Here is a 24,902-nt window from a genome sequence, read left to right on the forward strand (position 1 = left end):
TTATACTTCTGTACTAAAAAGGAGAGGTATTAAACGGGTGTTAATATCTATTATTATGAGAGCAAAATTGAATGTCAATGCTGTCAAAAGAAATTCACTACATATAAAGTACGTCCAAACCGTTATAAAGTAGTTGATCAAGATACAGACTTTATGCCTAAATACGACGGGCTAAATCCAATGTTATATGAAGTTGCAGTCTGCCCTCATTGCGGATATGCCTATCATAAATCAATGGTTCGCACATTTGGAATTTAACGAATCATTCAAAAATCTGTAGAGAATGCTCTCAATCAATTACCCATACCCTTAAGCAAGAAGAAAAAGATAAAATATGGTTTGATAAAATACAAAGAAAACCATTAAAAGCAAACGCTTATCGCCATAAATTCTAAACAAGACACCAAAATTTTCACAATAAAAACTCGGATAGAATATAATCTATTTTCTATCCGAGTTTTGAAGTTGCAGACAATATCATATAACCAGTACCCAATGTTTAAGTAAAACCCATCAAGTCTTTTACATGTGCGGTATTTTCTTTTGATGTTAATTTTTCAAGCAACAAAAAGGCTACATCGAATGCTGTACTAGGATTGGATGATGTGATAATGTGCTGGTCTTGAACGATTCGCTTGTTTTGTACATCTGCTCCAAAATTCTCTAATTGCTGCGTTCTAATGCTCGTTGGATGATGATAGGTCGTTCCTTTCCTTCCTTTTAGAATTCCACTTTTCCCCAATGCAAGCGATGCCACACAAATACTAGCTATCGGCTTTTGCTGTTTATCAAAATGTCTAATAACATTTAAAAATGATTCATGGTATGCATCCTTATAAAGTGAAACTCCATCAGTGGGGGTTCTCTTCATCCCCACTGATGGTTAGTTGAACCAATCGGACGCATGCGGAAGTTGATCCCCCATCCATCTTTCTCGTCTCTCTATATATCTTGAGATGGGGTCTTACTGCCCGTTAAAGCGGGATAAAAAAAGGAGATGAACGATTTGGATCAAATTGACCAACAAATTATAAAAGAATTGCAGTTAAACGCAAAAATATCCATGAAAGAGTTAGCCGAAAATATCCACCTGTCTTCTCCGGCAGTTATTGAACGTGTTCGAAAACTAGAAGAACAACAAGTGATCGAAGGCTATCATGCTCATCTAAATTTTAAAAAAATAGACCGCCCCATTCAGGCCATTATTTTATTTGAATCTAAAGATTGTAAAGCGTTAGCAACATTTTGCCATAACCATCCAGATGTCTTAACATGTTACCGCGTAGCAGGAGAAATCAGTTATATCGTTAAATTAGCAACAAATTCTGTGGAAACCTTAGAACAATTCATCGATGCCTCAATGCCATACGGTACACCATCTACTAACATCGTGTTATCCTCACATGAAAAAAAGAGCATTGAACCTTTCTAACTGACTAAGTGCTCTACTATAATAATTCATGCCTTCTTTCTTGTACAACTTTGAACATTACATAAATAAAGTCATGAATATGAGCGGCTAAATCTAAATATGTATGAGACATTAATTTGAAAAAATTATCTTTAACAATCGCCAAAACATTCGAGGAATAAAGTGAAACTCCATCAGTGGGGGTTCTCTTCATCCCCACTGATGGTTAGTTGAACCAATCGGACGCATGCGGAAGTTGATCCCCCATCTATCTTTCTCGTTTCTCTCTATATCTTGAGATGGGAGTCTTACTGCCCGTTAACGCGGGATAAATATTAATATATTTAAAATGATATCACCTATGACTGAACCAGTAATCTCTCCAAACAAATCTTTGATATTATTAGCTTCTTCCTTTGTTTCTTTCTTTTTTTGTGTTTTACTTTCATTCATTTACAACAACCCAGCCTTTGTGTTTCGTTTTTAGTGTCGTGGTGCAAAAAGGATAATGGAAGCGCCTACTATACAGATAGCTGCTCCGACCCAATCATATAAATCTGGTGTTTTTTTATCGATTCCCCATCCCCATAAAATTGAAAGAACAATAAATACTCCTCCATAAGCTGCGTAAACTCTACCAAAGGAAGGAAAATTCTGAAATGTAGCAATTACACCATAGATCGCTAATACGATTCCTCCTACAATTCCCCAATATAAAGGCTTACCCTCTCTTAGCCATAACCATATTAAATATCCTCCACCAATTTCTGCAATACCAGCTAGAATAAATAATACAACAGCATTTATCATGTGATCACCTCTTTCCATATTTTACATTGAACCCTATTTTAAAATTCGCGCTTCCTCAAGCATACATGCTAAAAAACTTCAGCCTCAATACAATAGAAATCGTGATTATTTCATTCAAAATATTTCAACAAGCTAGCCCTTCAAAACTAGGTCATAGAATTTTTATAGATATAACGTATTTCACCATTATTCATAATTTGAACTTGTGAACTCTATAAACAATTGTGTAGAAGCACTCAATATCGCATCCGCCTTCCACGCAAGGCCAACTTCTCGCTCACAATGGATGTCTGCAATTTCAAATCGATGAATATGTAATGCCTCTAAGCCTGAATAATAAGGCAAAATACCGATACCTAAATTGGCAGAAATGAGCCCTGCCATTGTTGGTACATCTGTTCCTTGGAAAACAATATTCGGCGTAAACCCTGCATCGTGACACCATTTCATCACTTGCTTTTGCATCAATAAATAATCCTTATATCCGATAAAAGGTTCATCGCGCAAATCTTGAATCGATAGTGATTTGACCTTATGGAATGGATGGGTAATGGAACAATAGCCATATAGCTGTTCATTTTTGATACGTACCCAATTAGATTGATTAAAAGAACGACTAAAATTAGTAGCCAGGCATAAATCGACTTCATTGTTTTCCACAAGCTCCAACGCTCTTTGTGAATTACATTGTTGTAAATCGAATTGCACATCTGGATAGCGTTCCTTAAATTTTCTAAGAATCTTTGGCAAAATCGTCGTACCAATCGATTGCAAAAATGCCAAGCGGATCGTTCCTTGCAAAGGATCTTTCATACTTTGCAATTGTTGTACACCACGATCCAATGATTGCAGTCCTTCCTCGACAAATTCTAAAAATTTTTCTCCATAAAGACTAATCTCAATGGAACGTCCTATACGATTAAATAATGGAACGCCAAGTTCTTCCTCTAATTTATGAATAGCTTTCGTTAACGCAGGTTGTGATACATGCAGCAGATTAGCGGCATGATTATAATTTTTCGTCTGTGCAATCGCTTGAAAATAACGAAGCTGGTGCATTTCCAATCATAACACTCTCCTTCGATAAACAATGGTTATTAAATCAATAATAACTCAATATTAGACGTTATGAATAGATCGGCGTACATTAATAGCTGTAGGAGGGAATTTTTTTATGGATGTTACAGACGAAGCAAAAACAAATAAAATTACTTGGGGGATGCTAATCGGAAGTCTTGTTACGTTTGCCAACCTTTATGGTCCTCAAACATTTATCCAACATTTCACCCATGATTTTTATATGAGTGCATCTGAATCTAGTTTAGTATTATCGATTTCAACATTCACGCTCGCATTTGGCATGCTAGTGATGGCGGCTATTTCAAATACATGGGGACGAAAAAATATAATGGTATTTTCACTAATTGGTTCGTCCATTCTATATATACTCGTCGGATTTGCACCAAACTTCGAAATCCTACTAACCATTCGCGCTCTTGAAGGATTTGCGTTAGCCGGGTTCCCAGCAATTGCTGTTACATATTTAGCAGAAGAGCTATCTGGCAACCAATTTCCTAAATCTCTCGCTGTCTATATCACAGGTAGTGGTTTTGGGGGCTTCTTTGGTCGAATCGTTTCTAGCTCTGTTCTTGATCTATCAAATTGGCATATAGCTGTATTTGTGCTTGGTACTTTGACGATGATTTTATCTATTATTTTTATATTCTTAGTGGAGCCATCCAAACATTTTGTACCGCAGGAATTTTCGATAAAAAACTGGATCGGTGGTATCATTGCTGCATGTAAGGATACAAAGCTTTGGTATTTCTACGGACTTGGTTTTCTAGCACTCGGTGTATATGTGGCTATGTTCAACTATATCGGTTTCCCCTTAATAAAGGATTTCGGCTTAAGTCAAACACTAGTTGGTTTTATCTTTATCTTCCAGTTAATGGGTTCTATAGGTTCCATGACAGTCGGTAAATTAAGTGATCGCTTTTCTCGTGCACAAATGCTCTGTGCAAGCTTAGTTAGTGCCCTAATCGGTATTAGTCTAACAGCTGTACATTTCTTACCTATTGTATTAATGGGATTATTTATCTTATCATGTGGCTTTTTCGCATGGCACAACCTAGTAAGCGGTTGGGTAAGTAGCTCCGCTATTCCAGCCGCAAAAGCTTATGCATCTTCTCTTTACCTATTGTTTTACTACATTGGCTCAAGTGTTATTGGAACAATTGGTGGGAACTTTTACGATACAAGCGGATGGAATGGTGTTGTTGGAATCATGATTATTTGCTGCATCCTTGGATTTATCTTACTTGGACTAGTAGAGATTAAGCTAAAGCATATTAAATAAATAGAAGTTTTTCATAAATGATATCATAATTTATCGGTACCCTAATGTTACTTTTAAAAGACAATAATTTATATAAATCAGCTATTTTTTTGTCTATATGCTTGAGGAGATAAACCCGTTTTCTTTTTAAAAATTTTACAAAAATATGAGCTGCTATTAAATCCTATATTTTTTGCTATTTGTGTTACAGACTGTGATGTAGTAGATAAAAGAACACTCGCTTCATAAACTCTACGTGAAGCAACATATTGACTAATAGTTCCACCAGTTTCTTGAGTAAATAAATGAGATGCATAATAAGGTGATACATGTAACGTATCAGCTAATTCTTGCAGAGAAAATTGCCTATTGTAGTTTTCATCAATCCATTCTATAAGGGATTCTACTAAACGTTTGTTTGACCTAGAAGGATTAGGCAACCCGCTTTCTTCATATTCCGTAAATATTTTCTTTAACATACGTAAAATCGAGATAAGTAATATGATTACCTCTTCTTGTTTCTCTTCTATCGGTAACCCTTCAGTTCTTTCTTCAAAACTTTGAAAATAATATTGAATTTGTTCTTGTTGTTTTTTCTCTAGGTATAAAACATATTGCGGAAGATGCTGTTTCCATATCGTATAAAAAAAGGGTTTAAGCGTAAAAAAAAGTTCAAAATATTTTTTAGCCCAATAAGGATCAATAATAAGTGGCGTTCGAATATAAGGCTTCTGTGGTGTACTTTTGACAATCATATGATGCAATTGATAAGGTTGTGAAATAACTAACGTTCCAGGTATTACCTTTTGAATTTTATTATTAATAATTACATTTCCCTCTCCTTGATGTATATATAAAAATTCAACCCCTGGATGTGAATGATAAAGATTCCAATCACCATTATTGGTCTTATTTTTCAACTTAAATTCAAAGACATTTTCTACAAGTTGTTGACGTGGTTTAATTCGTTTATCCATTTTTAAAGTGTAGACGTACAGTCTTCCTCCATTAATAATCAAATTCAAACATATTTTAAAATCATAATAGTTTCTTTTTCTCGATAGTAATGGTTATTTGCAACAAAAGAAAGGCCATTAATATATAGAGTAACAAAATGAGATCTTCAAAACTTTTCCCAAGGCTGGTAAATTGAGCTTTTACTCAGTAGAAGCTTTTTGATCTCTCCGCTTATCCTCTGCTTTTTACTCTAGTTTTGAAATTAGGTGTCTTACTGCATGTAGGATTAAAAATAAAAAATTTATACTGACTCATCTCAATTATATCATTTTAATCGATTTAATAATCACATATCCAACTTTAAACTTTTTCTATATACATGACTATGACATGAAATTTTCACTTCGTTTATACTTATATTCCTTTGACAAATTTGATAGAATATCGTTTTCCTTATAAATACTTTATTTCAAAATCTAGTACTAGCATATGAACTTATATTTATAAAAATATTGCGTTTTAATATAAAGATATTGCCCTTTATTAAAATCAATGTTTACAAGTAGGAATTATAGTAATTAATATATTCACATACAATTAAGATTTGTGATCTTAAACATCACAATTATTTCTTGTATATTATGCAGACTAGTACCATTTTTTTAAGCTTTCTAAAAAGGAATCTTCACACAGTGTGGATTTTCTTGTTTCCTACTTGTGTATGAACTGAACCGACCACTTATCATTCTGCTCTTTCTGAGTAAAAAAATTTTTTCATGGTTCCATGGACAAAGGAAAGTGGCCGCTTACGAAAGTTCACTTGAATCTTGAAGTGGGAATCTTACTACTGCTCGTTCATACGGGATAAAAAAGGATGAATACAATGGAAAACGTTCAAGTTATTAAAAATCCACAAAATTTTTTATGCGGGGAAGGTGTTCTCAACGACATAAGTTATTATTCCAAAAAAATTGGAACAAACGCATACATTGTTGGTACAAAAAAAAGTTATGCAGCTGTTAAAAATAAGATAATTTCCGCTTTAAAAAAAGAAAATATGAAATATTCAACAAGATTATTCGAAAACTACCCTACTATTGAACAAGCTGTAAAATACTCTGAAGATATTAAGAAAGAAAAAGCAGACTTAGTCATTGCTATTGGTGGCGGTAGAGTCATTGATGTGATGAAATACGCTGCTACCTTAGCAAATATCAAAATCATAACCGTTCCTACTATTGCGGCTACAAGTGCAGCTTGGAGGTGTAATTCTATACTTTATTTAGAAAATGGTTCCTATGATCGAAGTGTGGTCAATCAATTTAGTCCTGAATACGTTATTGCAGACTCATCCATCATTGTGCAGGCACCAATTCGATACATCTATGCAGGAATCATGGATGCAGTAGCAAAATGGTATGAAAGTAGACCCTATCGCGAAATGTATACTAATGATTTGAATTTGCTTTTCTCCTTGAATGTTGCCAAACAAGCATTTGAGTTTTTGGAATCAAATACTCCTAACATTACAACAGATTTCAAACAGGGAAAAAGCTCTAATTTAGTCATTCAAACGATAATTAATGTGATTGCCTTAACCGGAATTGCAGGATGCTATTCATCTGAATTGAAATTTCCAGGATTCGCACACCCTTTTTATAACGAAGTGACAAAGATCCAATCTACCAAAAATTTATTACACGGAGAAATTATTGGATTTGGTATCTTAACTCAGATCATGCTGGAACAAAACTCTTCTAAAGAGTTTAAAGATGCGTTGAACTTCTTCGAAAAATTTAATTTCAATTATACATTAGAAGATATGGGAATAACCGAAGTGTACCAATTGGAGCACCTTGCTAATAACCTTTGGAAAAACAAAGACAAAATTAGATTTTTACAGCACATAAAAACTTCAAAAGAAATCCAGAAAGCAATTCTTAAAGTAAATGATATTGTTATTCATAAAAAAGCAAAAAAAGAGGCGAATTTATGAAATGCTAAAAGTGAAATCTAATTTGGAAAAATATTGCACAGATTATCAACAATCAACATTAGATTTAATCGATACTACGTATGTAAAAATGAATCGAAATGAAAGTATGTTTGGACAGTCCAACAAAGTGTTTGAAGCCATTACAAATGAATTATCATCCTTAGCTAGCTATCCTGAAAATTCTGCGATGATTTTACGACAGAGTATTGCAAACCATTTAAATATACATCCCGATCAGATCATCATCGGAAACGGTTCATATGAACTTCTCTCTCTAATCGCAAAAGTATACATCGATGAAGGAAACGAATGTATAGTACCAACCATATCATTTAATTGGTATAAAAAATTTAGTCTAATAACTAATGGAAACGTTATAGAAGTTCCTTTAAAAAAGGATGCCATCTTCTTAGAAGAAATGTTAGATAAAATAACTGAAAAAACAAAAATTATATGGCTATGTAATCCTAATAATCCAACAGGAACATTATTATCATACCATGAAATCTGTTCTTTTTTACAATTTGTTCCTTCATCTATTCTAGTTGTCATTGATGAAGCTTATATTGAATTTGCCGAGCAATATGATCTAATGGATTCTATATCGTTGATGAAAAAATTTGACAATATTATTTTACTTAGAACTTTCTCTAAATTTTATGGTCTAGCTTCTCTAAGAATTGGATACGGAATATCCAATGTTAACATTATCCATGACTTATATCCATTCCGTATTCCTCCTAACCATAATCGTTTAGGAGCTGTGGCAGCAAAAGCAAGTATTGAGGATAAGCAATTTCAGATTCAAACGCTAGAATCAATTATAGAGGAACGCTCCTATTTATATAAAGAATTAGACAGATTGGGTCTTAAGTATATTAAAACGCAGACAAATTTCATTTTGATCGATATGAAAGTCGATACAAACAATATTGAAGAAAAATTAAAACAAAAACACATTTTAGTAAAAAGTGGTAAAGAATTTGGTTTAAATCAATGTATTCGTATATCAATAGGAACAAATGAAGTAAATCAGCAATTTATTAAGGCTTTGGAAGAAATTATTCAGACAAATTTGGAGGAAAAATCATGAAAAAATCAAATTTATTAAAAATTGGCATTATAACCTCATCATTACTTATAGCACTAGTAGGTTGCGGAAATAAAAATAGCAATAGCGACACTAATTCAAGAGTAAAAACGCTTGTTGCCGCCACAGAAGGTACAACACGTCCTTTGGAATATATGGACGATAAAGGAAAATTGACCGGTTATGAAGTAGAAGTATTAAAGGCCATTGATAGCGAATTAAAAGATTATAAAATCGACATTCAAACAACGGAGTTTGCTAGTATTTTCACAGGAATAGATAGTGGTAGATATCAATTAGGGTTTAACAATATTTCGAAAACGCCAGAAAGGGAAGAAAAATATATTTTCCCTAAAGAAACTCACTATTATGAACCTGCTGGATTTTTTGTAAGAAAGGGATTTTTGAAGGAACATCCTATTAATTCTGTTGAAGACTTAGGTGGTTTAAAAACTGTTAGTAATTCTAAAGGCGACTCTTGGCAACTATTTGTAGAGAACTACAATAAAAAGTATAAAAATAATCCCATTAAAGTGAAATATTCAGATCAAGATTGGGGAACTTCATACTTACAAGTATACAATGGTACAATCGATATTTTAAAAGGGGTTGAGTCTCGACTAAAAATGTATGAAGACGAGTATAACTATAAATTCGATTATGTTACTTTGCCTCAAAAAGATATTGAGGAACTCGGTAGTCCAGACCACTGGTTTGTCTTTCCTAAAACTTCGGAAGGGCAAAAAACAGCAGATAGTTTTGATAAAGTGATCAAAAAATTAAGAGACAATGGTACATTGACAAAATTATCTATTCATTTTTTAGGAAAAGATTATTCAAGCAAAGAAAACTACGAATCAAAATAAAGTGACACATTCTCTTACCTCTAGAGGTTTCAATACTTTTCCTTTAAGGGTAACTTTATAAAATACAGTAGGAGAAAAAAATATGCCAAATTTATTTGATTATCATTATGTCTTAAAAGGGATACCGGAAATCATTAAATATTTGCCTATTACACTCGAAATAGTTATTATTTCTGCTTTCTTTGCTTTAATCTTAGGATTCATCTTGGCTTTGATCAAAATCAATAACATTCCTATATTAAAACCACTTGTCAATATATATATATCCTATATGAGAGGAACACCACAGTTAGTTCAATTATATATCGCGTATTATGGCATCCCTATACTACTACAATATACTAATTACTATTTTGATAAAGACTATTCTATTAACCATATACCAAGTATTATTTTTGTTATTGTAGCTTTTTCATTCAACGAAGCAGCTTATGCTTCAGAAACAATTCGAGCAGCCATCCAATCTGTCGATAAAGGACAAGTAGAAGCAGCCCTTTCTATAGGAATGAGCTACCCTCAAACCTTTTTTAATATTATTTTGCCAGAATCATTGATTGTAGCTATTCCATCGTTAGGAAATATATTTATTGGATTGTTAAAAGGTACTTCTTTAGCATTTGTATGTGCAGTAATGGAAATGACAGCTGCCAGTCAACTGATTGCATCGAGAAACTTAAGGCATTTTGAAATGTATATAGCTCTATCTATTATTTATTGGGGATTAACGATAATCTTCTCAAGAATTTTTATTTATATGGAAAAACGTCTAAAAAAAAGCGAACGTGGCATTGCTGAGACAAATGAAAAGGAATCTATTGATTTTCAGTAGGATTAAAAAAGCTATGAAGAGGTGAAAAAATTGCTAGAAATCCGAGATCTGCAAAAATGTTTTGGTAAACAACAAATATTAAAAAATATGAATCTAACCATATCCAAGGGTGAAGTGATATCGCTTATTGGTCCTTCCGGTTCTGGAAAATCAACCTTCTTAAGATGCATAAATTATTTAGAAAAACCCAATAAAGGTCATTTCACCATTGGAGATGTTTCATTTGACGCAGAAACTGTAAAAAAGGAAAATATTTCATATATGCGTAAGAATACAGCTATGGTATTTCAACAATTTAATCTTTTTAAAGAAAAGACAGCAAGAGAGAATATTGAATTAGGTCTAATAAAAGTACACAAGAAAACGAAAGAAGAAGCTAGAACTATATCTGAGAACTTACTTAAAAAAGTTGGACTCGAGCATCGAAAAAATTATTATCCCTCACAGCTATCTGGTGGACAACAACAGCGTGTGGCAATTGCTAGAGCTGTAGCACTTAATCCTCAGATTATATTGTTTGATGAACCAACATCAGCCTTAGATCCTGAAATGGTTGGTATGGTTTTAGATGTCATTCGTCAATTTGCGGAGGATGGTCAAACAATGATTATCGTTTCTCACGAAATGAATTTTGTAAAAGAAGTTTCAGATAGAATTATTTTTATGAGTGAAGGCACTATCATTGAAGAAGGCACTCCTAAAGAGATTTTTGAAAATACAAAAGAAGAACGAACAAAGAAATTCTTAGAAAGAGTATACGTTCATTAATATATTGGTACGTTGAGCTTAAGGAGGTTTTATAATGAAGTTTATAGCTTGCGGAGACGCTTTATTTTCTAGTCGAAATTTAGTAAATCGATTAGACCAAAAATTAATCGATTATTTATTACATGCAGATGCAGTTTTTGCTAATGCAGAGTTTTGCACACCTCAACAAACTACACCACCTGCCTCTGGTCGTGGTTATATGACCTCAGTAAACCCACAAACCTTAGATGAATTTGTCGATTTAAACATTAAATTGCTTTCATTTGCTAATAATCACATTGGGGACTTTGGTTGGAAGGGCGTATTAGATACAATTGATGCAGCAGAAAAAAGGAATTTAATACATTGTGGTATAGGGCGTAGCATTGAAGAAGCTCGACAACCTCGATTTTTAGATACACCCCTTGGTCGTATTGGAATTATTGCTACTAGTACGACTCGTTCAGAAGTTTTCGCAGCAAGTTCTGCCGGAGCAGGAATAGCTGCCAGGCCTGGATTAAATCCACTTAGATGGGGTCAAGCATATGTATTACCTGAAAAGGAATTTGAAGAACTCAAAAAAATTGATCAGCTATTAGGGACAGCACAAAGCCGGTTAGAAGGATTAAAAGTAGAAACTTGGCCTATACCTGGACCAGACGAATTTAAATTTGGTTCTCTTTTTGAAGGAAACTTACAAATCGAAAAAGGTGAATATGCACACGTTCGTACTTTTATAAAGGAAAAAGATGCTAAGGCTACTTTAAATAGTATAAAGGATGCTTCTAAACGTTCAGATCTAACCATTTTAAGTTTGCATACACATGAAGGTATAAATGAAAATTGGTATTCTCCTTATCCCCCTGCTTTTGTTGAAGAATTCGCAAGAAAGGCAATTGATGCAGGGGCCACAGCTGTTATTGGACATGGGGCTCACTTATTACGTGGAGTAGAAATTTATAAAGGAAAACCTATTTTCTATAATATTGGAAGCTTGTTAATGGAATTTGAAGCAGGTGAGTCTAAAATACCACCAGAAATGTACGAGGTCTATGGGTTAGATAAGACATCCTATCCTTCAGATTTACACAGAGCTAGATCTCAAGACAAAGATGGGAATTTCATTGGTTTTAGTGCAGATCGTCGTTTTTCCAAAAATGTGTTAGTTGTGTTTCATAAAGATAAAGACAATCTTTCTTTCGAATTATTACCACTTGACTTGGGGCTTAACCGTGAACATCCTCTCGATCGAGGACTTCCTCAAATTGCTTCCCCTGAAGTCGGATATGAGATCGCTCATGATCTAAATCGGATAAGTCAGCGTTACGGAACACAATTTGTATACAATAAAGATAAAGGCACTATCATTATAAATTCCATCTAAATACTTATTTAATATTGTTTATATAGAAAAAAGCTAAAGAGGTACAATTCAGCATCTTGTTGAATTGTACCTCTTTACTTTCCCGAATCACTAACCTATCTTACATCTTTATGAAAAGCAGGATGGCAGAAACATTCGATTGTGTGATCATTCACCATTCCTACAGCTTGCATAAAGGAGTAACAAATTGTACTGCCAACAAACTTAAATCCATCCTTTTTTAACTTTTTGCTCATTCGATCACTTATTTCATTGGAGGTAGGGACTTCTTTTTCTGTCTCCCAATTGTTTATAATGGGCTTGTTATCGACAAAGCTCCATATATAACTAGAAAATGAACCATACTCCCTTTGAATTTTCAAAAATGTCTTTGCATTTGTTACGACACTTTGGATTTTCATCCTATTGCGAACGATCCCCTTATCTTCTAGCAGTGATTGTAATTTCTCATCGGTACACATAACAATTTTTTCAGCTTCAAATTGGTCAAAAGCATCTCGATAATTTTCTCTTTTTTGCAAGATCGTCCACCAACTAAGTCCGGCTTGCGCCCCTTCTAGACATAACATTTCAAACAATAGCCGATCATCATAAACAGGAACCCCCCATTCTTTATCATGATACCCCACATATAAAGTGAAACTTTAATCAGTGGGGGGTTTTCTTCATCCCCCACTGATTATTAGTTGAACCAATCGGGCTTTTACGGGCAGTTGATCTCCCACCTAACTGTTTTACTTTCGCTGAATTTTGAGGTAGGGGGGTATTACTGCCCGTTAATGCGGGATAAAGGTTTTTTTTCCTTTGCCCATGCACATCTTTTGATCATTAATAATTCACCATTTCCTATTTCATTTGATTTACTTTACCAATTATACATAATCTTTCTCTTTCTATCATTTTCGTGATAAAGTGGACTTCGACTAGTGAAGTTTTTTTATTCCCCATTAAATAATACAGGAAGTACAACAATGGGCGCAGCGAAAGTGAAGACAATCGGGATTTTTAGGAATATGCCTCGCCCCCACATACCTTTTTCATGCTAATGATGTCGTCTATTGACGGTCATGTAGATTTTCTATATAAAAACTCATGTACGGGGCAGAAAAAACCAATTATGAAAGTGTACTTAAATTTTGAAATGAGTGGTTACTCGCTGTTCATGCAGAATAAGATTAAACGATCTAGTAATTCATATTCAGTTCATAACTTTTTTATATACTCTTTATAACAAAGCTAGAAAGGAAGCATATTTATATGAAACAAACCAAAGAAAAAAAGGGATGGCGCCAATTCTTGCAATTAGTCCAGCAAACGAAACCTTCCAAATTAATGATAGGAATCGCTCTCATATTGAGCTTAACTACCACAGGTGTCGGATTATTAGTACCGCTTTTCACTAAAAATCTCGTAAATGATTTTTCTATGAGTGCGTTAAACGCTAAAAATGTCTCGTTTCTCGTTATCGCTATTCTTGCACAAGCATTAGCCAGCGGATTTTCTATTTATTTATTGAATCGAATCGGTCAATCAGTTGTAGCAAGTATTCGCGATAGACTATGGAAAAAGCTACTGGTACTACCAGTTAGTTATTTTGACGAACATCCTTCAGGAGAAACGGTTAGTCGCATGACAAATGATACATCTGTCGTAAAAGAATTAATATCCGATCATTTAGCCAATTTTGTCGCAGGGATTATTTCAATAATAGGTTCAATTATTGTATTGTTCATCCTTGACTGGAAAATGACATTAATGATGTTCATCTCCATACCTTTAGCGGCATTAATCCTAGTGCCATTAGGAAAATCAATGTACAAAATCTCAAAAGACACCCAAGATGAAACAGCAAAATTTACCGCTATACTTCAACAGGTATTATCGGAAATTCGCCTTGTTAAATCTTCCAATGCCGAAGAAAAGGAATATGGCAATGGGAAACGCGGCATTACCAATCTATTGCACTTTGGCTTAAAAGAAGCAAAAGTGCAATCATTGATCAGCCCCATCATCACTCTAGTCATGATGATTCTTCTTGTTTTATTATTAGGCTACGGTGGCATGCGCGTATCATCTGGAGCTTTAACTGCAGGTTCTTTAGTAGCTTTTATCATGTATTTATTTCAAATCATTATGCCAATGGCAGAAATGGCTAATTTCTTCACTCAATTCCAAAAAGCAACAGGTGCAACTGAACGTATCATTGCTATTTTGGAATCTGAAAAAGAACTTGATGCAGCTGAAGAAGTACAAAATATACATGAATCCATCAAAGTGGAACATGTAAACTATAGCTATAACATGAAAGATCAAATATTAAAAGACATCAACTTTAACATAGAAGCGGGTAATGTCACAGCTATTGTTGGACCAAGCGGTAGTGGTAAAACGACTCTATTGTCACTATTTGAACGCTTCTATAGTCCAAATAGCGGAAGAATCTCAATCGGTGGTAAATCTATCAACGATTTCTCTCTCTCCTCTTGGAGAAGTCAAATTGGCTATGTATCACAAGAGAACCCTATCGTATCTGGAACAATCCGCGATAATATCTGCTACGGCATGAATCGCGAAGTAACGGATGAAGAGATCGCTACCGTTGCAAAAATGGCGTATGCAGATCAATTTATCGCTGACCTTCCAAATGGATACGACACAGAAGTGGGCGAAAGGGGGATGAAGCTATCTGGCGGACAGCGTCAAAGAATAGCGATCGCTCGAGCATTTTTGAGAAATCCCAAAATTCTAATGCTTGATGAAGCGACTTCTAGTCTTGATAGCAAATCTGAAAAAGTCGTTCAGCAGGCATTAAATGACTTGATGAAAGGTCGCACAACAATTGTTATTGCCCATCGTTTATCAACGGTTATCGATTCTGACCAAATTATTTTCCTTGAAAAAGGAAGAATCACAGGTAGCGGAACACATCAGGAATTATATCAATCACATGATTTATACCGTGAATTCGCAGATCAACAGTTACACAAAATCGAAATAGAATAGTTCCATCGAAGTGGATGAAAAAGATGACAAAACTATTGATTGTTGATGATGACTGTCATATTCGAGAGCTTTTACAACTCTTTCTCAAAAAAGAAGGTTTCGATCTTTACGAAGCCTCCGATGATGTAGAAGCAATGACACTATTAGATAAGATAAAAATCGACTTAGCTATCATCGATATCATGATGCCTAATATGAATGGTTGACAGCTATGCAAAGAAATTCGTGATTCAGGTGTATTCATTAGGGGAAATTTGGCGTAATTCTAAAAAAACATGTATTTTTCGCTTCATTCATGTAGATTGGCGCTACGGCTTGCTCGACTCCCCCAGAAAAGCGAGCAAGCCATAATGGAAATCAGCGAATACACCCTATTTAATGAAAAAAACTGGATAAGAAACACATCTGATTAGATTTTATATTTTTACAGACCATGAATAGAAGTCATGCCTTTTTGATGAATGCGTAGACATAGCCAATCAATGCTCCGGCAATCGCTGGGATTGCCCATCCTAAGCCCATTTCGTAAAATGGCAACACATTGGCATAGAACTTTTCAATTGAATCTAAAAAACCTACTTGTGCTTCTGGTAACTTTGCAGCCAACGACTTATATCCGTCAATCAAGCTTACAAAAAACGTTAAAAACATAGATGTTGCATATACACTTCGACGTGCTTTAAAGAGAGGTGCCATCAATGTTAATAAAATAAGTACAATCGCTAATGGATATAAAAACATTAATACAGGAATGGCAAATCGAATAATATTATTTAAACCAAAGTTTGCAATAACAAATGACACGAAACATAAGATGAACACAAACCACTTATAACTTATTTGTGGGAACACCTCATGGAAAAATTCACTACATGAGGTGATCAAGCCAATACTTGTTTTCAAACATGCTAAAACAATAATGATTGCTAGCAGGATACCACCGAATGAACCAAAGTAATGTTTCGCAACAGCCGCAAAAATAAGACCACCATTTTCAAGTGATCCAACCACTTTAACACTTGTTGCCCCCATAAATGTGATAAAACCATAAATAAGCATCATAAGTGCCATAGCAAAAATCCCTGATTTCCAGGTCGCCTTTGCAATTTCCTTTGTACTTGTAATACCTTGCCCCTTGATCGCATTGATCACAACAATACCAAAAGCCAATGATGCAAGAGCATCCATCGTATTGTATCCTTCCTTGAAACCTGTCATGAAGGCTTGGTTGACATAATCTCCTACCGGGTTTTTAAAACTCCCCATTGGAAAAATAAAACTTGTAATAATCAAAATAAATAAAAACACTAAAAATGCAGGTGTTAAATATTTACCGATATAATCCATAATTTTCGCTGGATTTAGTGAAAAGTAATAGACAATTGCAAAGAACACCAAGCTAAATAACCCGAGTGCTAGTGCAACATGATTGGACGATACATAAGGCTCAAATCCTACTGCAAACGGTACTGTAGCTGTACGTGGAATGGCGAAGAATGGTCCTATCGTCAAATAAAGAGCTAATGAAAAAACAAGTCCGAATACTGGATGAACACGATTTCCTAAATCACGTAAACCATTACTATTGGATAAACCAATTGCTAAAATACCCATAAATGGTAGACCAATCGCGGTTACTAAAAATCCAATGAGTGCAGGCCAGAAATGTGTACCTGATAGCTGTCCAAGCTGAATCGGAAATATTAAATTACCTGCTCCAAAGAACATGCCGAAAAGCATTGTTCCGATGACTGCATATGTTGAGAAAGGTATTTTTGATGGCATAACGAAATCTCCTTATTACTTAAATTTTTTATTTTATATAGTAATTTTAGTATATTACCAATATTCTTACGAAACAACAAGCGTACAAGAGTAAAAAAAGCAACTATCCGCATAAGACAGCTGCTTGTGTAATATAATTCACTCTAAAAGCTTCTAAAGGATTTTATGAAATACCCGACTCTCAATTATTAGATAATCGATCAGACGCTGATTATCTAATTTCATCCATTAAAATATAGAATATGGGCTGATTTCCGCTACGGCTTGCTCGCTTCGCTGCGAGGTCTTAACTGTTCGCTTTTCCCGTGGGACATTGAATTGACTTCCTGAATCCACACCGCACGAAGGAAATGCATGCATTTTCGAGGACTTAAGCAAGCCTCCTCTCCAATCTACATAATGGAGTTAAAAATACATGTTTTTTAGGGTTATGCCAAATTATCACCTATTTTTTCCTAATCAACACACCAGTTTTAATAGCTTTGTTTTCACTTAGATGGGACTGTTATCTCTTGTACATCCCCATATTTCTGAATCAACCAGACTTTACTAGCTTACTATTTTCATATCTTATGAGGAGATCTACTACTAGTTGGCTTGGTATAAATGGAGAAGTTCTTCGTGGCTATATTTTTCTCTGTTTAGCGGTAAAGTCTGAGCTGTAAAAATAGGAAGCGAATGGATCAAATCCTGTAGTGATTGCTGCACAGATCCGTTCTCAAATTGATGGAAAGGCACAGGTAGCTCATCCTCATCTAATATAAAATAGTCTCCATTAGGAAAAACTAAAAGATCAATGATCAAATCTTCAAAGGATAACATCGCATCTGTAAAATGAGTATTCTTGACAATATTAAAATAAGAGCCTAAATAAGCACCATTTTTGTCTCTCCAAATATACAAATTATAAGGACGATCCTTCCAATAATAAGCAAGCGTGTAACTTCCTTTTGGAATGGTCAATTCATACGAATTCCCTTTCATCGTAAAAGATTCTTCGATTTTGTGAAAAAGCGTGATTTTTTGATCTTTTACTTCTAATAGAACACAGTCTGTTTCTACAATCGTTGAATCATATCGAATTTTTCGTTCGATGATTTTCTTTTCCTTCTGATTAGTCGCTTGCATAGAATATGTCATTATAAAAATTCTCCTATCTATTCTTTTACTATCATTTATTCTATTATTTCTGGAAGACTTATTAAAAAATCTTTTTGCTTTTTATTGAAAGCTAATTCTTTAAAATCTGCCTCAGTTAAATACATTAGTGTGTTGTCGCCATAATCTTGTGAGGTAAATATTGAAAATCCATTTTCATTCAAAATATCAAAATGGAAGAATGGGGTAATCTTTTCATAGTCTAATTCAATTTCTTCCACCATACTTTTTAAAAAAACATTTTTTACACTTTCATTTAAATTTGCAGTTAATTCAAATATATTGTCATCATTTTTTTCTTTTTTACATTGAACTTTGGATGAAATAATATTTTTTATTCCATATCCAGTTGAAGGATAACCTTCAACTGGATATATAATATCCTTCTCATAATATAGAATCGTTATTTTTGTTCCTTTATTTAAAAAGTATGCTGTAAGTTGATTCCAAATTCTAATTATCTTTTGCAGTTGAGTTTCGGACTTTTCTTCCTCTTCTTCGAGATTGCTAGTATCTAATCTATAGTTGAACAATTTTTGCATTTTTATCCTCTCCTTCTATACAGCCGCTAAACCTATAGCACTCGCTGGTCAAAAAACCCAAACGATGATTACTATTCCGGTAACAATAGCAATTGTGGAAGCCATTTCACCTGCTGTTACTGTCTTCATATCTTTTAATAAAACACTTTCCATTTCAGACTGAGCTTTAGCTTTTCCTAATCCAGATTGACAATTCGTCCATTTTTTCTTTTTTTCGGATTCATAAATATAATAGCAAACCGAAGTTCCTTTGGTTTTAGCTGAAATATGATAATTCGACTTTTGTTTATACTTACCTTTAGTATTTTTTTATAGATATGGATATTAACATGTTTTATATTTTGGGTCTCAGCCCATGGTCCTGCCCAACCAGTATGAATTTTGGTAATATCAATTTTATAATCGTCTTTAATGTATTGCTTATATAGACCAGCACTGCCACTTAAATATGGATGGAGGCAATGAGTACCCCTCTGTTTTACGCAGATCACCGACAGATTTTTTCGTAGTCATCGGGTGGTCAATGCCTCATCGTTTACGATTACACCAGCACCCACTTTTCATGGATGCGAGTGGTTGAAAAATCTTGCTTTAAGGGATGTTCACGTTCTTTTACTGGCTTTGGTGTTAAGGAATATTTTTTACAATGTTCGAACAAGCTGCATTTTCGAGGAGTCGAGCAAGCCGCAGCGAAGATCTACATAAATGGAGCTAAAAATACATGTTTTTTTAGAATTTTGTCCAATTCATCACCTATTTTTCCTAATCAACACGCCTGATATTCGAACGGTTTCCTGCTTTTTTCATCAATTGAACATACAAAACCACATGATGACATAAAGTGAAACGAACACAGGAATTTTTCCTACTGTTAAACCAATCAGATTTTTACAAGCAGTTGATTCCTACTTGGTTCTCTGCTTTTTATGTAAGGGATGAGCCATCGCTTATGAAAGATACTGGAATCTTAAAATGAAGGTCTTACTAGTTTGTTAATGCGGGATAAAAGGTGCATATAAGTTGACAAATAGAAGAGTATACATTAAATTTAAGTTCATCTGTTGTTTACATAGGGATGTTACATAGAAAGAGTCTAGACCACTCTTTCTACGTAACAATTAGTCTTTCGGTTATTTACACTCAGCACTTATTGATACGCCTGATGTGCTCCACTGCCAATTGCCGGTAAAACTTTTGCCTTTGTAAACAACACACCAAATCATTAAGCCTGCATAGATTGTGAATGCTAGTGTCATTAGTACTGCCAATAATACAAGATACCAAGCATCACATTTAACTAATTTGTTTTCAAAAGAGTTAGTGGCTCTTGCTTTTAGCGTATTGAAAAAAGACATAATGTAAACAAAAATGCTATTAACGGTTGTCGCTACCATTTTTCTCACCTCCTTTCGATGTCATTTCAAGTATCCCTTTTATCATCATCATTCCATCTCCAAACGGAGGAAGAACAAAAAGCAAGTGGATTAGAAAAAACCCTCCTACAATTTGAATGATCAAGTAGGGACTAAACAAAAGAAGAAACCCTATGAATCCACATATCAAAGGACCAGAGATTGCTACGAAAATTAGATTTTTTCCGCTAATTTTATAGGAAGGAACAATAGAAATCCTATGCCAATTTTTTTCTATTGTCATTTCACCAGTCTTATTTATTATTTTAAAAACGATAATATGACTATATTCATGCAATAAATAAGAAATTACTAATCCTACACTAAGCACTGCATAGTAAATAGCAAGTTCAGCTACCCCGAAATATGCTAAAAATATATAAATACCTATAAAGAAAATCGTCAGGAACAACAGTTCAAATTTATAAAATTTTAAAAAAATCATAAGGAAATTTGGCAAGTTGATCCTATCAATACTTGTCTTTTTTAGCATTATAGATGATTAATCTCTTTTCTTAATTGATCCTGTTTATTTTTTAGCATGTTATATATTTGGAAAAACACAATAAAAATGACGACATATACAGCAAATACGATAATAATAGGCGTAAAATTCTCAACACCAAAATTTAACTTTACTGTCCCATCCTTTTTTTCAACATTATCAAAAAATAGTGCCTTGAAGAATATCGTTCTTTTTCCTACCTCTCCCCCTCCATTGAATAACATATAGAGAAACGCTCCGGTCAATGTTATTAATGTAGCCACAAATGCGGCAATGATTGAATTAATAATCACTATTAAATTCTTCAAAAACTCTCCTCCTTCAATTTTACAAGTCCTAACATGCTCAAATAAACGACCATACACACTAGCATCATAAATAGGATGATGTTGTATAAAACAGATAACTGCAAGATAAAAATCATAAAAGCTAAAAAAATACCTAAAGAGAAAATGATGAAAAAGCTGATCATAATCGAGAATGGATTATCCTCATAGGGAGGGAACAATATTCCAACTAATGAAAACATCAATACAGATACGACAATCACTGCTAGCGCCTCTATACTATGCCTATCGAATAACCCTAAAACCACCATGCATATAAGCATCGGAATCGAATAAAATACGATATTGATCAATTGGCTGCCTATCAAATAAATATAATCTCTTAAAACGCTATAGTCTATTTGCTGAGTTAATTTTCTTAATGGATTTGTATTCACAAAATGATAGATACCATTAAAAGCGATAGGTAATAGCGAATATAATAAATATTCATGGTAACCATTAGCAAAGAGGATAAAAAAAACTAAGTAAGAAATCGCCACATAATTCAAGGTATCTTCTTTTCTCATAATGCTATAAAGATAACTTGTAAACAAATTGATTTGTGTTTTTCGTATGGATACATATACATATTTCTGTGAGGACATATAAGAGTTGTCAGGTATTATAATCACCAAAATAACGAAACAAATGCTAACCGTTAAAAAGATTAAAGATGTAATGAAAAGATTAGAATTCCACATAATCCATGGCCATATAATGGCGATATGAAAAGATGGATCTTTGTGATCTAGATAGGAAAGGATTATATCCTCTACTATGAATCTTGAATTAGCATATAGTTCAAAAAAAATCAAAGAAAAGAATATAATAATGAAAACATCTTTTAATTTTACTAATTTAAAAATATTGATGATATATAAGAGTATTTTTGTAACTACCTGTAATAATAGATATGCAGTGATGCTTGTAAAAAAAATACAAGTTATCAATTGTGGAAGAAATTGAAAATGATATTTAATCACTAAAGAAATAATGACCGACGATGACAATATCGATATCAGCAAAATGGATATAGCCATTTCAAAAATTAAAAGTGCGGTATTACGTTCTTGCATCGTCACAGGAAATGTAAAAGTCAATTTTAAAAAATCAGTTGATTTCATGAACAACATTTTAACAAAAATAAAAATGATGAGGGTCCATAATAATATAGTAACCGTATATACTGTCAGGATTAATCTGATTCCAGCAGTCTGATTTTCTATTCCTTCAAAAAAAGTATAAATGATAAATGTCAAACCACTTAGTATCAGCAAAAAAACAAAAATAATAGAAAATCGAAACAAGGGATTTTTTAAAGGTCCTAAATTTAAAACTTTTCTTATAAAATATAACTTAATAATTTGAAAAAGATTGAAGACCTGACTCGATCTCACTTTTAATCACATCCATATTTATTAAGTCCATGAATATTTTTTCTAACGTCGTATTTTTTATGTCTTGTGTAAGCTGATCTAAGTATATTTTACCATCATACAAAATAACCACCCTTTCACATAACTCCTCTACTAAGTCTAAGTCGTGTGAACAAAAGAGTATCGTACCACCTTCTTTTACATAATTGTTTAGGAGTAACTTTATGATCATTTTGGATTCCACATCAATACCATTTAGGGTTTCATCGATGATTAACAATTCAGGATTGACTAAAAGAGCACAAATGATTTGTAACTTTTTTTTCATCCCAAATGAATAGGTTTCAATTATTTCATAACAAGCATCATCTAATTTTAGATAACGAAGGAAGAAATCAATTTCCTCCTGAGCGATCTTCTTATGATAAAGACGTCCCAGTAAATGGATATATTCCATACCATTTAAAAATTCAGGGAGATAATCATCACTGGGTAAGTAAAATATTCCACATTTAACTCTTATATCCTGCATCGATAATCCATTAAATTGAATCTTCCCTTCTTTTAGCTTTAATAAATTACAAATCAGTTTGATCAAAGTAGTCTTGCCACAACCGTTAGGTCCAGCAATTGCGGTAAATTCTCCTTTATTGATCTTCAGATTAATATTCTTTAATACAGGATTGTCCTTTTTATAAAAAAAGCTCACATTGTCTATTTCTAAAATAGTAACACCTCCTGCATATATAATATCATAAATATTGTAAATTTATATTAAATAATACACATAATTTTATATATAATTGTAAAATATCCTCTTTTTTACTTTTAAATAATTTTGTTCAAACCTTATACTTTTTTCAATGGTAATCATCCTCTTCACTTTGAGTTCTACTATCCAATCTGCAATTAAACTTTCGCTTCTTGTTGCCGTCAATATGGACATGCAAAAAGTGAAACTCCATCCCCCACTGATGGTTAGTTGAACCAATCGGATTTTTACGGGCAGTTGATCCCCCATCTATCTTTTTCGTTTCTCTCTAAATCTTGAGATGGTGTCTTACTCCCGTTAAAGCGGGATAAAAAAACTGAGTACAGCTCCATTTTGTACTCAGTTGAAAAACTTAGATTTACGTTATTCAATCGTGTTAACGAACAAATCTTCATACAAAGATCTTGTGCCCGTTAATGTGCGTTAAACTTTGGGAGGGGATCATCTAATTTGGACCAGTCCTCGTTCATTTCAAGATCGGTTAATAAACATCGATCTAATTGTTGCTCAATTTGATCTTGATTTATCCCTATTCCTATCAACACAATCTCGGTTTGACGATCTCCATAAACCGGATCCCATCTTTCTTTTAGGGTAGGGTCTTCATAAAATTCCGCTTCTTGTTCTTCAGGAGATAAGTTTGCTATCCATTCGCCAGCACCCTGAAGCTGAATAGATGCACCTGCCTGCGAAATCATTCCAGGTATATCACGCGTTGCCAACCAAAAGAAACCTTTTGCTCGTACAATTTCAAAAGATAAATTTTCGAACCATTCAAACCATCTTTGCGGATGAAATGGCCGCTTTCTACGATAGACAAATGACGATATACCATATTCCTCTGTTTCAGGCGTATGCTCTTCATTTAGCTCTTTGATCCAGCCAGCACCTTCACTTACTTGGTCAAAATCAAATAAATGGCGATTTAATAATAGATTGGGTGAAATGGATCCATTACGAACGATATGCTGCTCAGCTATAGGATTCACTTTTGCTAAAAAGGCCTGAAATCTTTCCAAATATTCTGGTGTCACTAAATCTGATTTTGTAATACATAAAATATTGGCAAACTCGAGCTGGTCAATCAACAAATCCGAGACATCCCGTTGATCATCAGGATCATCGGTTTGCCGACGTTCTAATAACGTTTCACCGCTTTCATAATCGTGCCAAAATCGGTTGGCATCAACGACCGTAATCATTGTATCTAGATAACAATGTGGTGTTAAATCGATCCCTGTTTCTTCGTCGATATACGTAAAGGTTTGCGCCACGGGGATTGGCTCACTAATTCCTGTTGATTCAATAACGATGCCATCAATGTCCCCTTGCTGAACTAATTTTTCAACTTCAATCATTAAATCTTCCCGTAATGTACAACAAATACAACCATTTGATAGTTCTACTAGTTTTTCTGTTGTTCTTGAAAAGCCTTGGTTTTCCACCAATTGCATATCGATATTGACTTCACTCATATCATTCACAATAACAGCTAGTTTTTTTCCTTCACGATTATCCAATAAGTGATTCAAAATCGTTGTTTTTCCTGCTCCTAGATAACCACTAAGTACCGTAACAGGTATTTTATCCAT

At 33.9% G+C, this 24,902-nt stretch carries 24 protein-coding genes and 2 pseudogenes; 11 read left to right on the plus strand and 15 right to left on the minus strand.

Annotation, left to right across the window (positions count from 1 at the left end):
- Positions 1 to 45 precede the first annotated feature (45 nt).
- Positions 46 to 258 carry a DUF2225 domain-containing protein gene (locus FEZ13_RS13590; protein WP_146553386.1) on the plus strand — a complete coding sequence of 71 codons (213 nt, stop codon included), beginning with the start codon at positions 46 to 48 and terminating at the stop codon, positions 256 to 258.
- 241 nt (positions 259 to 499) lie between these two features.
- Here the strand turns inward: FEZ13_RS13590 and FEZ13_RS13595 are convergent.
- Positions 500 to 838, minus strand: a pseudogene (locus tag FEZ13_RS13595) (DJ-1/PfpI family protein); the annotation flags it as partial.
- A 168-nt stretch (positions 839 to 1,006) separates the two neighbouring features.
- Between FEZ13_RS13595 and FEZ13_RS13600 the strand changes: the two are divergent.
- The gene (locus FEZ13_RS13600; protein WP_146553141.1) at positions 1,007 to 1,432 is read left to right on the plus strand and encodes an Lrp/AsnC family transcriptional regulator; all 426 of its coding nucleotides are present in this window, start codon (positions 1,007 to 1,009) and stop codon (positions 1,430 to 1,432) included.
- Between the two features lie 297 nt (positions 1,433 to 1,729).
- Here the strand turns inward: FEZ13_RS13600 and FEZ13_RS20165 are convergent, their stop codons facing one another.
- From FEZ13_RS20165 to FEZ13_RS13610, 3 genes are all read right to left on the minus strand, one after another.
- Positions 1,730 to 1,864, minus strand: coding sequence for a hypothetical protein (locus FEZ13_RS20165; protein ID WP_255473177.1), 135 nt, complete (start codon positions 1,862 to 1,864; stop codon positions 1,730 to 1,732).
- Positions 1,865 to 1,894: 30 nt separating this feature from the next.
- Positions 1,895 to 2,221: a YnfA family protein gene (locus FEZ13_RS13605; protein WP_146547765.1), complete on the minus strand. Its 327-nt coding sequence runs from the start codon at positions 2,219 to 2,221 to the stop codon at positions 1,895 to 1,897.
- Between the two features lie 186 nt (positions 2,222 to 2,407).
- Positions 2,408 to 3,280: a LysR family transcriptional regulator gene (locus FEZ13_RS13610; protein WP_255473202.1), complete on the minus strand. Its 873-nt coding sequence runs from the start codon at positions 3,278 to 3,280 to the stop codon at positions 2,408 to 2,410.
- Positions 3,281 to 3,395: 115 nt separating this feature from the next.
- Here FEZ13_RS13610 and FEZ13_RS13615 point away from each other — a divergent pair, with 115 nt between their 5' ends.
- Complete coding sequence (locus FEZ13_RS13615) at positions 3,396 to 4,580, plus strand: MFS transporter (protein WP_146553143.1); 1,185 nt, start codon at positions 3,396 to 3,398, stop codon at positions 4,578 to 4,580.
- A 77-nt stretch (positions 4,581 to 4,657) separates the two neighbouring features.
- Here the strand turns inward: FEZ13_RS13615 and FEZ13_RS13620 are convergent, their stop codons facing one another.
- Positions 4,658 to 5,536, minus strand: coding sequence for an AraC family transcriptional regulator (locus tag FEZ13_RS13620; protein WP_146553144.1), 879 nt, complete (start codon positions 5,534 to 5,536; stop codon positions 4,658 to 4,660).
- Between the two features lie 863 nt (positions 5,537 to 6,399).
- Here FEZ13_RS13620 and FEZ13_RS13625 point away from each other — a divergent pair.
- From FEZ13_RS13625 to FEZ13_RS13650, 6 genes are all read left to right on the plus strand, one after another.
- A complete protein-coding gene (locus FEZ13_RS13625) occupies positions 6,400 to 7,512 on the plus strand; it encodes an iron-containing alcohol dehydrogenase (protein ID WP_186725925.1) in 1,113 nt (370 codons plus the stop codon).
- Between the two features lies 1 nt (position 7,513).
- Entirely contained in the window at positions 7,514 to 8,605 is a 1,092-nt protein-coding gene (gene hisC / locus FEZ13_RS13630; protein ID WP_186725926.1) for a histidinol-phosphate transaminase, read from the plus strand.
- The gene (locus tag FEZ13_RS13635) at positions 8,602 to 9,468 is read left to right on the plus strand and encodes a transporter substrate-binding domain-containing protein (RefSeq protein WP_146553147.1); all 867 of its coding nucleotides are present in this window, start codon (positions 8,602 to 8,604) and stop codon (positions 9,466 to 9,468) included. The genes hisC and FEZ13_RS13635 overlap by 4 nt, the downstream gene beginning before the upstream one ends.
- An 82-nt stretch (positions 9,469 to 9,550) precedes the next feature.
- Complete coding sequence (locus FEZ13_RS13640; protein WP_146553148.1) at positions 9,551 to 10,297, plus strand: amino acid ABC transporter permease; 747 nt, start codon at positions 9,551 to 9,553, stop codon at positions 10,295 to 10,297.
- A 30-nt stretch (positions 10,298 to 10,327) separates the two neighbouring features.
- The gene (locus tag FEZ13_RS13645) at positions 10,328 to 11,065 is read left to right on the plus strand and encodes an amino acid ABC transporter ATP-binding protein (protein WP_186725927.1); all 738 of its coding nucleotides are present in this window, start codon (positions 10,328 to 10,330) and stop codon (positions 11,063 to 11,065) included.
- Between the two features lie 34 nt (positions 11,066 to 11,099).
- Entirely contained in the window at positions 11,100 to 12,428 is a 1,329-nt protein-coding gene (locus FEZ13_RS13650) for a CapA family protein (protein ID WP_146553149.1), read from the plus strand.
- A gap of 95 nt (positions 12,429 to 12,523) precedes the next feature.
- On the opposite strand, the gene FEZ13_RS13655 is transcribed toward FEZ13_RS13650, so the two are convergent.
- Positions 12,524 to 13,057 (minus strand): DNA-3-methyladenine glycosylase I, encoded by a 534-nt coding sequence (locus FEZ13_RS13655; RefSeq protein WP_146553150.1) that lies wholly within the window; start codon positions 13,055 to 13,057, stop codon positions 12,524 to 12,526.
- 628 nt (positions 13,058 to 13,685) lie between these two features.
- On the opposite strand from FEZ13_RS13655, the gene FEZ13_RS13660 reads away from it, so the two are divergent.
- Together FEZ13_RS13660 and FEZ13_RS13665 are read left to right on the plus strand one after the other, a co-directional pair.
- Positions 13,686 to 15,431, plus strand: coding sequence for an ABC transporter ATP-binding protein (locus FEZ13_RS13660; protein WP_146553151.1), 1,746 nt, complete (start codon positions 13,686 to 13,688; stop codon positions 15,429 to 15,431).
- A gap of 23 nt (positions 15,432 to 15,454) precedes the next feature.
- Positions 15,455 to 15,634: pseudogene (locus FEZ13_RS13665) on the plus strand (response regulator); the annotation flags it as partial.
- 241 nt (positions 15,635 to 15,875) lie between these two features.
- On the opposite strand, the gene brnQ reads toward FEZ13_RS13665, so the two are convergent.
- The 9 genes from brnQ to FEZ13_RS13710 form a co-directional block, all read right to left on the minus strand.
- Positions 15,876 to 17,216 (minus strand): branched-chain amino acid transport system II carrier protein, encoded by a 1,341-nt coding sequence (gene brnQ / locus FEZ13_RS13670; protein ID WP_146553153.1) that lies wholly within the window; start codon positions 17,214 to 17,216, stop codon positions 15,876 to 15,878.
- Between the two features lie 588 nt (positions 17,217 to 17,804).
- Positions 17,805 to 18,344 (minus strand): ribonuclease FAU-1 family protein, encoded by a 540-nt coding sequence (locus FEZ13_RS13675; RefSeq protein ID WP_146553388.1) that lies wholly within the window; start codon positions 18,342 to 18,344, stop codon positions 17,805 to 17,807.
- A 47-nt stretch (positions 18,345 to 18,391) separates the two neighbouring features.
- A complete protein-coding gene (locus tag FEZ13_RS13680; RefSeq protein WP_146553154.1) occupies positions 18,392 to 18,916 on the minus strand; it encodes a hypothetical protein in 525 nt (174 codons plus the stop codon).
- Between the two features lie 1,130 nt (positions 18,917 to 20,046).
- Positions 20,047 to 20,310: a hypothetical protein gene (locus FEZ13_RS13685; protein ID WP_208220457.1), complete on the minus strand. Its 264-nt coding sequence runs from the start codon at positions 20,308 to 20,310 to the stop codon at positions 20,047 to 20,049.
- Positions 20,291 to 20,821, minus strand: a complete 531-nt coding sequence (locus FEZ13_RS13690; protein ID WP_146553155.1) for a hypothetical protein — start codon at positions 20,819 to 20,821, stop codon at positions 20,291 to 20,293. The genes FEZ13_RS13685 and FEZ13_RS13690 overlap by 20 nt, the downstream gene beginning before the upstream one ends.
- Complete coding sequence (locus tag FEZ13_RS13695) at positions 20,821 to 21,141, minus strand: hypothetical protein (RefSeq protein ID WP_146547756.1); 321 nt, start codon at positions 21,139 to 21,141, stop codon at positions 20,821 to 20,823. The genes FEZ13_RS13690 and FEZ13_RS13695 overlap by 1 nt, the downstream gene beginning before the upstream one ends.
- Positions 21,138 to 21,671 (minus strand): hypothetical protein, encoded by a 534-nt coding sequence (locus FEZ13_RS13700; RefSeq protein ID WP_146547755.1) that lies wholly within the window; start codon positions 21,669 to 21,671, stop codon positions 21,138 to 21,140. Before FEZ13_RS13700 ends, FEZ13_RS13695 begins: the two co-directional genes overlap by 4 nt.
- Before the next feature lie 847 nt (positions 21,672 to 22,518).
- Positions 22,519 to 23,247 carry an ABC transporter ATP-binding protein gene (locus FEZ13_RS13705; protein ID WP_255473178.1) on the minus strand — a complete coding sequence of 243 codons (729 nt, stop codon included), beginning with the start codon at positions 23,245 to 23,247 and terminating at the stop codon, positions 22,519 to 22,521.
- A 476-nt stretch (positions 23,248 to 23,723) separates the two neighbouring features.
- The gene (locus FEZ13_RS13710) at positions 23,724 to 24,902 is read right to left on the minus strand and encodes a GTP-binding protein (RefSeq protein WP_146553157.1); all 1,179 of its coding nucleotides are present in this window, start codon (positions 24,900 to 24,902) and stop codon (positions 23,724 to 23,726) included.

Origin of the sequence: Rummeliibacillus sp. SL167 (genome assembly GCF_007896505.1) — a bacterium.
In the GTDB taxonomy this organism is placed as follows: Bacteria; Bacillota; Bacilli; order Bacillales_A; family Planococcaceae; genus Rummeliibacillus; species Rummeliibacillus suwonensis.

Bases quoted from the DNA above. Each gene is read 5' to 3' on its own strand.
- FEZ13_RS20165 (WP_255473177.1), bottom strand. From the start codon at position 1,864: ATGAATGAAAGTAAAACACAAAAAAAGAAAGAAACAAAGGAAGAAGCT.
- FEZ13_RS13605 (WP_146547765.1), bottom strand. From the start codon at position 2,221: ATGATAAATGCTGTTGTATTATTTATTCTAGCTGGTATTGCAGAAATT.
- FEZ13_RS13610 (WP_255473202.1), bottom strand. From the start codon at position 3,280: ATGCACCAGCTTCGTTATTTTCAAGCGATTGCACAGACGAAAAATTAT.
- FEZ13_RS13615 (WP_146553143.1), top strand. From the start codon at position 3,396: ATGGATGTTACAGACGAAGCAAAAACAAATAAAATTACTTGGGGGATG.
- FEZ13_RS13620 (WP_146553144.1), bottom strand. From the start codon at position 5,536: ATGGATAAACGAATTAAACCACGTCAACAACTTGTAGAAAATGTCTTT.
- FEZ13_RS13625 (WP_186725925.1), top strand. From the start codon at position 6,400: ATGGAAAACGTTCAAGTTATTAAAAATCCACAAAATTTTTTATGCGGG.
- hisC (WP_186725926.1), top strand. From the start codon at position 7,514: ATGCTAAAAGTGAAATCTAATTTGGAAAAATATTGCACAGATTATCAA.
- FEZ13_RS13635 (WP_146553147.1), top strand. From the start codon at position 8,602: ATGAAAAAATCAAATTTATTAAAAATTGGCATTATAACCTCATCATTA.
- FEZ13_RS13640 (WP_146553148.1), top strand. From the start codon at position 9,551: ATGCCAAATTTATTTGATTATCATTATGTCTTAAAAGGGATACCGGAA.
- FEZ13_RS13650 (WP_146553149.1), top strand. From the start codon at position 11,100: ATGAAGTTTATAGCTTGCGGAGACGCTTTATTTTCTAGTCGAAATTTA.
- FEZ13_RS13660 (WP_146553151.1), top strand. From the start codon at position 13,686: ATGAAACAAACCAAAGAAAAAAAGGGATGGCGCCAATTCTTGCAATTA.
- brnQ (WP_146553153.1), bottom strand. From the start codon at position 17,216: ATGCCATCAAAAATACCTTTCTCAACATATGCAGTCATCGGAACAATG.
- FEZ13_RS13675 (WP_146553388.1), bottom strand. From the start codon at position 18,344: ATGCAAGCGACTAATCAGAAGGAAAAGAAAATCATCGAACGAAAAATT.
- FEZ13_RS13680 (WP_146553154.1), bottom strand. From the start codon at position 18,916: ATGCAAAAATTGTTCAACTATAGATTAGATACTAGCAATCTCGAAGAA.
- FEZ13_RS13685 (WP_208220457.1), bottom strand. From the start codon at position 20,310: ATGGTAGCGACAACCGTTAATAGCATTTTTGTTTACATTATGTCTTTT.
- FEZ13_RS13690 (WP_146553155.1), bottom strand. From the start codon at position 20,821: ATGCTAAAAAAGACAAGTATTGATAGGATCAACTTGCCAAATTTCCTT.
- FEZ13_RS13710 (WP_146553157.1), bottom strand. From the start codon at position 24,902: ATGGATAAAATACCTGTTACGGTACTTAGTGGTTATCTAGGAGCAGGA.